Source organism: Deltaproteobacteria bacterium (genome assembly GCA_019308925.1).
In the GTDB taxonomy this organism is placed as follows: domain Bacteria; phylum Desulfobacterota; class B13-G15; order B13-G15; family RBG-16-54-18; genus JAFDHG01.
The window spans coordinates 1-9323 of the sequence record JAFDHG010000080.1 but is presented as its reverse complement, the minus strand read 5'-3'; the positions used below and the strand labels follow the sequence as shown (position 1 = coordinate 9323).

Sequence of the window (9323 nt, the reverse complement as noted above, 5' to 3'; positions counted from 1 at the left end):
ACCAAAGAGGTTGCGCATCACCCCAAGATAGTCAATACAGTGGTGGGTCTTCCCATCTTGGCCCACATCGAGCCCGGTGTGGGTACAGATAAGCTTCAGATTGGTCCCGTTTATATCGTTGAGTCGGTGTTGATTGTAGGTCTCATCCACACCGAAGACCCCGAAATCAGCGAAAAAGGCCAAAATACCCGCCTTGGAGAGTGCCCCAGCAATGGTGGCGGTGTTGTGCTCTTGGATGCCCCCCTCGAAGAAATGGCCAGGAAAGAGTCTTTTAAACTCTTCCACCTGGACGGAAGAAGCCAAATCACAGTCTAAAGTAACAATAGGGGTCCCATTTGTTCGGGACGAGTTTTTCTGCGCCAGGTCTGTCAAGGCCCTCCCGAAGGCCTTTCTGTTCCCCACCTTCTCCCCCGCTTCATACGTAAAGGGATCTCCAGGATCAACTCTTAATGACGGAATAGGGCGCTGAGGCCTCCACTCCATAAACATCCCCTCCTGGCGCAATATTTGATACCTCTCCAGATCGTCCTCCACCTCCAGTTCGGCAATAGCTGCCTTGTACTCCTCTGATGTTAGGACCCTCCCGTGGAACTCCCGTGCATTCTCCATGAAGCTCACACCTTTTCCCATCACGGTGTGGGCGATGATGACTACAGGGGTATGTTTTCTCCCAAGGGCCTCTCTCACCCCCTGATAGATCTCCTGGAAATCGTGTCCATTGACCTCAATTACATCCCACCCATCGGCCTGATAACCCGCCTTGATATCCTGCGGCATCACCTCATCAATGGTCCCGCTGATCTGCAGGCGATTGTAGTCGATGACTACGGTTAGGTCTGTGAGATCGTATTTTTTAGCAAACCTCCTGGCCTCGCTTACTTGCCCCTTGGCCTGTTCTCCATCGCTCATCAACACAAAGGTATGATAACCCAGCCGCAAGAGCTGGGAGGCCAGGGCCATACCGCAACCAGCAGATAGACCCTGTCCCAGATTCCCCGTGTTCCACTCAACCCCCGGAACCCTGGCATCCACATGTCCCTCAAAGATGCTGCCTGCCTGGCGGAAGGTGGTAATGGCCGCATCTACGTCGAAGACCCCCACCCTGCCCAGGGCAGCATAAACCCCTGGCGAGGTGTGCCCATGGCTGATGATGATGCGATCCCTTTGGGGGAAAAGGGGATCAGTGGGACGCAGATTGGCCTTGGCATAGATGAGGAGAAAGATGTCTATAGAAGACATGGACCCTCCAGGATGTCCCGATCCTGCCAAGGTGGTCATCTTGATGATGTCCCCCCTGGCCAGAACCGCCATGCGCTGCATCTCTCTGACCTCCTCAGCATTCAGTTTTTCTTTCTCAAAACCCCTATCGATCATCGCCACACCCTTTGAGATCTCCCTTTAGCAACAACCATAATATCCTCTCGCCTCTTCTACCCTCATTGAGAGGGACAAACCTCTCCTGGAAATCCCCTATCCCCATAAAGGCCTCCGATAATCCCTATATTGCATATTTCCTGAAGAATGGCAAGGGATTTAACGGAAGAAGATGGCCAAGGCGGTAATGTAGAAGGGACCGAACGCGGGATGGCGGCCTTTCTCAGGGCAGAGGTGTAGGCCCCCGCTGCTACGAGGATGATCCCCCCTGCACCCCAGAGATTGGGGAGTTCGCCCAAAAAGAGAAAGCCGGTGGGGATGAGGAAGGCAGGGGTAAAGGAGAGGAGGGGAGGGTATAGGCACCAGAAAGAAGAGGGGGATGAGAAAGGGAAGGAGATAGAGGAGGCGGATCAACCCCATTTCATAGGGGTTGAGGCCGGAGAAAAAGCGTTTGGTCAAGGCATCGGCCGTAGCCCACATCAAGGCGGACAGGAACGACAACAGGAACCAGAGCAACCTTATTTTTTCGCCTTACCACCGACTAACTTCTTGAGAAAGGGCTCAAAGAGGTCAATGGGCACGGGGAAGAGGGTGGTCGAGTTGTTCTCCGCTGCCACCTCCCGCAAGGTCTGCAGGAACCTCAACTGCAAGGCGATAGGATACTCCTGGATGATATTGGCGGCGTCGGCGAGTCGCTTTGCGGCCTGATATTCCCCCTCGGCGTTGATGACCTTGGCCCTCCTCTCCCTTTCGGCCTCGGCCTGTTTGGCCATGGCCCGCTGCATCTCCTGGGGCAGGTCTATATGTTTGATCTCCACCAGGGATACCTTTATCCCCCAGGGGTCGGTATGTTTGTCCAAGATGCCCTGGAGTCGTTGATTGATCTTCTCCCGCTCCGCCAGGATCTCATCCAACTCCACCTGCCCCACGATACTGCGCAATGTAGTCTGGGCCAATTGGCCGGTGGCATAGAGATAATCCTCTACCTGGACCACCGAATCCTCCGGAGTCATTACCCTGAAATAGATCACCGCATTTACCTTGATGGAGACATTGTCCTTGGTGATGACGTCCTGGGGTGGTACATCCAAGACCAGCGTCCTCAGGCTTATCCTCACCATCCGATCGATACCTGGGATGATGAGAAAGAGCCCTGGCCCCTTGGACCCAATGAGCCTCCCCAGCCGGAAGATGACACCCCTCTCGTACTCCCTGCAGATCTTGACAGCAGCACTCAAGATGATGAGGAGCAAAAGGATCAAAATGGGTAGATAAAACATGTTTTCCCTCCTTTTCTGGTTTTATTTTAAAGCCTTGTAACCTTCACCTTCATAGCTTTCAAGCCGACCACCTTTATCCCCTCCCCGGCCGTGATCTCCTCCTCTGCCACCGCACTCCAGATCTCTCCATGGACCTCCACCAAGCCTTCTGGTCTCAAATCGGTCTTGGCCACCCCTGTCTCTCCGACCAAACCCTCCCTCCCGGTAGTTGGACGGCGGCGATGGGCCCTCACGACCATGGTGAGGGCAAAGAGAAAGAAACCGGCGCTAACCAACACCACGGGCAAAATAAATCTCGTAAAGGAGATCTGCAGAAATTCCGCCGGGCTCTCTATGAGCATGATGGAGCCCAGCAGGAGGGAGATCACCCCCCCGACAGAGAGCATCCCGTAGCTGGTAACCTTGATCTCCGCAATAAACAGAATTATCCCCAGTATGATGAGGGCGATACCCGCATAATTGACCGGAAGCATCTGGAAGGCGAAAAAGGCCAAAATGAGACATATACCCCCGATAACCCCGGGGAGGATGACCCCAGGATTGGCGAGCTCAAAGAAGAGTCCGTACATGCCCAGCATGAGGAGGATGTAAGCGATGTTGGGATTAGATATGGTGTAGAGGAGCCGGTCCCGGAAGGACATCTTTAAGGTCCTTATTTCCAGACCCTTGACCTCCAAGGCGATCACCTTTCCAGGAGAGATCTCCACCCGCCTCCCATCTACCCTGTTTAAAAGGTCCTCCAAACTGGGAGATATCAGGTTGATAACTCTTAACTTCAGGGCCTCCTTGTCGGTAACCGATACGCTCTCCCTCACCGCACTCTCGGCCCATTTCTCATTTTTGCCCCTCTGCCTTGCGATGTTCTTGATATAGGCAACAGTATCGTTGAGGATCTTGGCCTCCATCTCTTTGCTCATCTTTTTCTCGCCCATCTGCACGGGGTGGGCCGCACCGATATTGGTCCCTGGGGCCATGGCGGCTATATGGGCGGCCAAGGTGATGAAGACCCCCGCCGACCCAGCCCGGGACCCGCTGGGTGCTACATACACGATGATGGGCACTTGAGAGGTGAGGATACGCTTTACAATAGAACGCATCGACTCCATAAGTCCACCCGGTGTATCCAGTTGGATCACCAGACAAGGAGCACCATCTTTTTCTGCCTTCTCGATCCCCTCGATGATAAACCCTGCTGTGGCGGGGTTGATAACCCCCTCGATCTTGAGGAGATAGATAAACCCTCCTTGTGCAGAAAGGATAGATATAGACGCAGAAAAGATGAGGAAAAACAAAAAGACCTTCTTAAACATCTCCCCCTTCTTGGCCCGTTATTATTTAAATTTTACCTTGAGGTAACCCCTTTGTCAACATAAAGACCCGCTTTATAGATGGCGGGCAAACCGGCCTCTTTTCCCTTTCGGCAAAAAGAAAAAGGGTTTATCCTTGCCTTTCTCTCCCCTTTCTGATATCATTTTATTAAAAGAGGATATTGTGCGGGCTAGAACAATCATTAGGCTATTACTTCCCCTCCTTTTGGCCTCAGCGCTGGCATGCTCTGTCTTGCCCTGGAGCAAGAGGTCACCTTATACGAAGGAAGAGTTGGCCAGATTGGCAGACAAAGATATATATACCATCGACGGGGAAAAATACATCAAGGTCCCGGCAGGAAGAGATGAAAAGGGAAATATAAAATTTAGATATATGGAGGTGGAAAGGTACTTGGCCGGAGAAATAGAACCTTTGCCCTTAGAGGCGGAGAGGATAAAGAGGGCAGAGGTCAAAGGGGTAGGAAAGGTGAAAAGAGAAGAGGTAAGGGAAACCGAACCGAAAAAAACCCCTGCATTGACCACAAGACCCCTTAAACATCCTTACCTTAAACGAAAGATAGCCGTCCTCAAATTTGATGATCGCACCAAGTTCGCCTATGAGAGATTTGGGGAGATCATAGCGGAAAGGTTGGCCAACAAGATGGAGATAAAGGTCTTTTCCTCCTTGGTGATGGATCGGGAGACGGTCAATCATACCCTGGAAAAGCTGGGCCTCAGCCCTGAAGACCTAAAAGACCCGGCAAAGGCCAAGTTGCTAAACGTGACCTTGGGTATCCAAGGAATCATTATGGGATCAGTCTATGGCCCCTTTGTCACCTCTTCTGCTCCAGCCCAAAGCGAGAAGAGTTCTATGGCCATTGTTCGGATAGAGGCGAAGTTCATCGATGCTACGCATGGACGCATCGTTAAAGAATTTGTCGCCACCAATCCCCTCGCTGAGAGCGAGGAGACAGGGGCGCTCAGCGAAGAGAAGGCCAAATACAGGGCAGTAGATCTGGCTGTTGACCAAATCCTCGCTCGAGTCGCCAAGGAGATAAACGGGATGGACTGGTTCACGCGGATCGCCTTGGTTGAAGGGAATATGGTCTATCTGAATGCTGGTTATCAAACTGGCCTTAAAGAAGGCGACCTCCTGGAGGTATATCCTTCGGGAGGCCTCAGGGGGGCGAAACCCATTGGGAGGATAAGGATTTCCAAGCTATTTGGCGTCGATGCCTCGGCAGCCCAAGTAGTAGAGGGGAGCGGGTTTCAGGTAAACGATGTGGTGAGACCTCTTCCGCAAAGCTAACTAAATCAACGGAAGGGTAATATGAGAGCAAACTAAAAAGTGGGGGGTGAGATGTTTGAGTTAGGGAAGTTCGCCGTTTATCCTGGTCATGGAGTGGGGGTCATCGAGGACATCAAGGGTATGGAGGTGGGGAAGAAGGTGCAGAACTTTTATATACTCAAGGTCCTGGATACACAGATGACCATCATGGTCCCGACAGAAAGCGCCCATAAGGCTGGCATGAGGGAGGTAATTGACCCGAAGAAGATCCCACAAGTCTACGAGATCTTGAAGGAAAAGGAGGTCCCTAATAACAATCATCAGCCATGGAATCAAAGGTATCGTGGCTATATGGAGAGGATAAAGAGTGGTTCTATCTTCGAGGTGGCCAAGGTCTTACGGGAGCTTTACTCCATTAGGGCCGAAAAAGGGCTCTCCTTTGGGGAGAAAAAATTGATGGATACGGCCAAGAGGCTCCTTATCAAGGAGTTGGCCATCTCTAAGGAGGTGGAAGAGGGAGAGATCGGGAAGGAGATCCAAGGCATTTTGTCCTAAAAGAGAAGGGCCTTATTATCCTTTTTCCCTTGTATTTTAGCTGCTCGTCTTTCATGAGCTGATAACTTAGTAATGCTCCTTTCCTTTATCTCGCCTTATTGAAAGACTTATCTAAATTATCATCAATAGACGATCAGGAGGTGCTACATGGAGAAGATAGGTTTAACTATAACCCGCATATCCCTGGTAATCCTTTGCTATCTCGCAGGGACGTACATAGGGCCAGAACTTTTCAGCTCCCCTTACTCTCCCATCTGGGGAGGGATTGGAGGGGGGTTGGTCGCCTCGGCGGTCATCCTCTTGGAGATCAGCATCAAAAGGGCCTCGGGAAAGGGGATCATCGGGGGGATCATCGGACTGATGATGGCCTTCTTCCTCACCCATTTGGCCGCAAAGATCTTCTTTCCCCCCAGCTGGAAAGAAACCCATATCTATCCCCTTCTGTATACCCTTACAGGATATATGGGGATCATGATTGGCGTGAGGAAAGTAAAGGGGGTTAACCCAGCTACCTGGAGGATCCTCAGCAAGACCAGCCCCCAAGGTGAGATGCCCAAGATCCTCGACACCAGTGTCATCATCGATGGAAGGATAGCCGACGTATGCGAAACTGGATTTGTGGAGGGGCCCTTCATTATCCCCCAGTTCGTCCTGCGCGAGCTGCAACATATCGCTGACTCCCCTGACCCACTCAAGAGGAATAGGGGAAGAAGGGGCTTGGACATTCTCAACAAGATGCAAAAGCAAAATGACGTGGAGGTGAGGATATCGGACCAGGACTTCCTGAAATTGAAGGAGGTGGACGCCAAGCTGGTGGAGCTGGCCAAGAAAATGAACGGAAGGATCATAACCAATGACTATAACCTGAATAAGGTGGCAGAGCTTCAAGGGTTGATCGTCTTGAATATCAACCAACTGAGCAACGCCCTGAAGCCCGTGGTCCTCCCAGGAGAGACCATCCATGTCCAGATCCTCAAGGAGGGGAAGGAAACAGGCCAGGGAGTGGCCTATTTGGACGATGGCACCATGGTAGTGGTGGAGGAAGGGAAAAAGATCATCGGCAAGGAACTCGATGTAGTGGTCACCAGCGTATTGCAGACCACAGCAGGCAGGATGATCTTCGCTCGGCCTAGGGAGGAGGATTTTATCTCCTTAGAGCCCTCCTTGCGGGCAGGCAGAATGCATGGCTGAGAAGGGGAACACAGAGTTTCGGATGGGGATAGGCTACGACGTCCACCGATTGGGAGCTGGCCGTCCCTTAATCCTGGGAGGGGTAAAGATCCCTCACCCCCAGGGGCTCTTAGGGCATTCGAACGCCGATGTCCTGGTGCATGCCATATGCGACGCCCTTTTAGGGGCCATCTCTGAAGGGGATATTGGGAGGCACTTCCCCGATTCCGATCCTCAATATAGGGATATGGAGAGCCTGTTGTTACTGCAGAAGGTAATCAAGGTGGTAAAGAAAAGGGGGTTCGGAGTAACAAACATCGACGCTACCATCATGGCCCAAGCCCCCAAGCTGGCACCATATCTCCCCCAGATGGAGGAAAGGATCGCCGAGACCTTGGGCATCAATAAAGAGAGGGTGAATGTCAAGGCCACCACTACAGAGGGGTTGGGCTTCACAGGCAGGGGAGAGGGGATCGCTGCCTGTGCCGTAGCCCTCCTGGAGGGGAGATGAAAGGTGGGGTTAGAGTCCGGTTCGCCCCAAGCCCTACAGGGTTGTTGCATATAGGGAACGCACGAACTGCCCTCTATAACAAACTCTTTTCCCTAAAACATGACGGAGCCTTCGTCCTCAGGATTGAGGACACCGATTTAGTTCGGCTCGATCCTGCGGCAGAGGCGGCGATCATGGAGGACCTGCACTGGTTGGGATCAGAGTGGGGCGAGGGACCAGAGGATACCTCCCTATCTTCTTGCCGGGGAAGATCTCTTGGGATGAGAAGGCCAGGGCAGCCCTTGCAGAAGATGGGGCCCTCAAGGGAAAGGGGCTTTTCTCTCCCATAAGGGCAGCCCTCACCGGGAGGGTGGAGGGTCCGGAGCTGCATAAGGTCTTGCCCCTTTTGGGAAAGGTGGTGATCTTGGAGAGGTTGAGGAAGGTACTGGACAAAAAGGAGAAGGGGAAATGGGGTTGAGGGTATATAACACCATGACCCAGCGGAAGGAGGAGTTCATCCCCTTGCGGGGAGGGCGTATCGGGATGTATGTCTGCGGGGTCACTGTCTACGATCTCTGTCATATCGGCCATGCCCGCAGCGCAGTGGTCTTTGACGTCATCTATCGATATCTGAGGCATAGGGGGTATGAGGTAACCTATGTGCGGAACTTCACCGACGTGGATGACAAGATCATCAACCGGGCCCAGCAGGAAGGGACTAGCACCGAGGAGATAGCCACCAGGTACATCAATGAGTTCAACGCCGATATGGATGCCCTTGGCTTGGAGAAACCTACTATAGAACCGAAAGCTACGGATCACATTCCCGATATGATACACATGGTCCAGCGGCTCTTAGAGGAGGGGTACGCCTATGCGATAAATGGTGACGTCTATTTTTCAGTGGAGGGCTTCAGTGAGTATGGCAAGCTTTCCAAAAGGAGCCTGGAGGAGATGCAGGCAGGGGCTCGGATAGAGGTCGATGAGAGAAAGCGCAACCCCCTGGATTTCGCCCTCTGGAAGGCAGCCAAGCCCGGCGAGCCCTCCTGGGATTCCCCTTGGGGCAGGGGAAGACCTGGATGGCACATCGAATGCTCTGCCATGAGCCAGAAGTATTTGGGCGATACCTTCGATATTCACGGAGGCGGAAAGGACCTCATCTTTCCCCATCACGACAACGAAATCGCTCAGGCTGAGGGGGCTACGGGAAAACTTTTTGTTCGCTATTGGCTGCACAATGGCTTCGTCAATATCAATAAGGAGAAGATGTCCAAGTCTCTTGGAAATATTCTAACGATAAAAGAAATCCTGAACGAATATCACCCGGAGGTGATGCGCCTCTTCTTCCTCTCCCGCCACTATCGAAGTCCTATTGACTACTCACGACAAGAGATGGAGGTAGCCCGTCGGAATCTGGAGAGGTTCTATCAAACGCTAGCAGGGATTAACGAAATTCTCGACAAGGAAACAGAAGGGATTGACACAAGGGAGGGGTTTTCTCCAGAAGAAAAGGCGATCTACAGACGAGTGGAGGAGTTCCCCACTAAGTTTAAGGAGGCAATGGATGATGACTTCAATACGGCCGCAGCCCTCGCTGCCATCTTTGAGCTGAGTCGGGATCTCAATCGCCTCCTCCAAAAACCTTCTCCCCACACCCCCCAGATCCTGCGCCCGGGCAGAGATGCCTTCAGCGAGACAGGAAAGGTCCTGGGCATCTTCCAGGAGGACCCCCAGGACTTCCTGGAAGGGGAGAGGAGACGAAAGGCCAAGGATCTTTCCCTCGCCCAGGAGGAGATCGAGAGGCTGATCAAAGAGAGGGATGAGGCCCGTCAGCAGAAGGACTGGGCTCGGGCTGATGA

General features: G+C 52.6%; 10 protein-coding genes. 6 read left to right on the top strand and 4 right to left on the bottom strand.

Going from position 1 to position 9323, the window contains the following annotated elements; genetic code table 11:
• The 4 genes from JRI46_11285 to JRI46_11270 all read right to left on the bottom strand — a co-directional run.
• Positions 1–1374: transketolase (locus JRI46_11285; protein ID MBW2040150.1), on the bottom strand; the 1374-nt coding region annotated here is incomplete at its 3' end.
• Positions 1375–1533: 159 nt separating this feature from the next.
• Entirely contained in the window at positions 1534–1890 is a 357-nt protein-coding gene (locus tag JRI46_11280) for a hypothetical protein (GenBank protein ID MBW2040149.1), read from the bottom strand.
• A gap of 2 nt (positions 1891–1892) precedes the next feature.
• The gene (locus JRI46_11275; GenBank protein ID MBW2040148.1) at positions 1893–2654 is read right to left on the bottom strand and encodes a slipin family protein; all 762 of its coding nucleotides are present in this window, start codon (positions 2652–2654) and stop codon (positions 1893–1895) included.
• A gap of 26 nt (positions 2655–2680) precedes the next feature.
• Positions 2681–3964: a nodulation protein NfeD gene (locus JRI46_11270; GenBank protein MBW2040147.1), complete on the bottom strand. Its 1284-nt coding sequence runs from the start codon at positions 3962–3964 to the stop codon at positions 2681–2683.
• A gap of 181 nt (positions 3965–4145) precedes the next feature.
• On the opposite strand from JRI46_11270, the gene JRI46_11265 reads away from it, so the two are divergent.
• The 6 genes from JRI46_11265 to JRI46_11240 all read left to right on the top strand — a co-directional run.
• Positions 4146–5270, top strand: coding sequence for a hypothetical protein (locus JRI46_11265; GenBank protein ID MBW2040146.1), 1125 nt, complete (start codon positions 4146–4148; stop codon positions 5268–5270).
• A gap of 51 nt (positions 5271–5321) precedes the next feature.
• A complete protein-coding gene (locus JRI46_11260; protein MBW2040145.1) occupies positions 5322–5804 on the top strand; it encodes a CarD family transcriptional regulator in 483 nt (160 codons plus the stop codon).
• Between the two features lie 147 nt (positions 5805–5951).
• Positions 5952–6995: a TRAM domain-containing protein gene (locus JRI46_11255; protein ID MBW2040144.1), complete on the top strand. Its 1044-nt coding sequence runs from the start codon at positions 5952–5954 to the stop codon at positions 6993–6995.
• On the top strand, positions 6988–7485 hold the full coding sequence (locus JRI46_11250; GenBank protein ID MBW2040143.1) for a 2-C-methyl-D-erythritol 2,4-cyclodiphosphate synthase: 498 nt from the start codon (positions 6988–6990) through the stop codon (positions 7483–7485). Before JRI46_11255 ends, JRI46_11250 begins: the two co-directional genes overlap by 8 nt.
• Entirely contained in the window at positions 7482–7814 is a 333-nt protein-coding gene (locus JRI46_11245) for a hypothetical protein (protein ID MBW2040142.1), read from the top strand. Before JRI46_11250 ends, JRI46_11245 begins: the two co-directional genes overlap by 4 nt.
• A 118-nt stretch (positions 7815–7932) precedes the next feature.
• The coding region (locus JRI46_11240) for a cysteine--tRNA ligase (GenBank protein MBW2040141.1) at positions 7933–9323 on the top strand (1391 nt) is incomplete at its 3' end.

Bases quoted from the DNA above. Each gene is read 5' to 3' on its own strand.
- JRI46_11270 (MBW2040147.1), bottom strand. From the start codon at position 3,964: ATGTTTAAGAAGGTCTTTTTGTTTTTCCTCATCTTTTCTGCGTCTATA.
- JRI46_11250 (MBW2040143.1), top strand. From the start codon at position 6,988: ATGGCTGAGAAGGGGAACACAGAGTTTCGGATGGGGATAGGCTACGAC.
- JRI46_11245 (MBW2040142.1), top strand. From the start codon at position 7,482: ATGAAAGGTGGGGTTAGAGTCCGGTTCGCCCCAAGCCCTACAGGGTTG.
- JRI46_11260 (MBW2040145.1), top strand. From the start codon at position 5,322: ATGTTTGAGTTAGGGAAGTTCGCCGTTTATCCTGGTCATGGAGTGGGG.
- JRI46_11255 (MBW2040144.1), top strand. From the start codon at position 5,952: ATGGAGAAGATAGGTTTAACTATAACCCGCATATCCCTGGTAATCCTT.
- JRI46_11275 (MBW2040148.1), bottom strand. From the start codon at position 2,654: ATGTTTTATCTACCCATTTTGATCCTTTTGCTCCTCATCATCTTGAGT.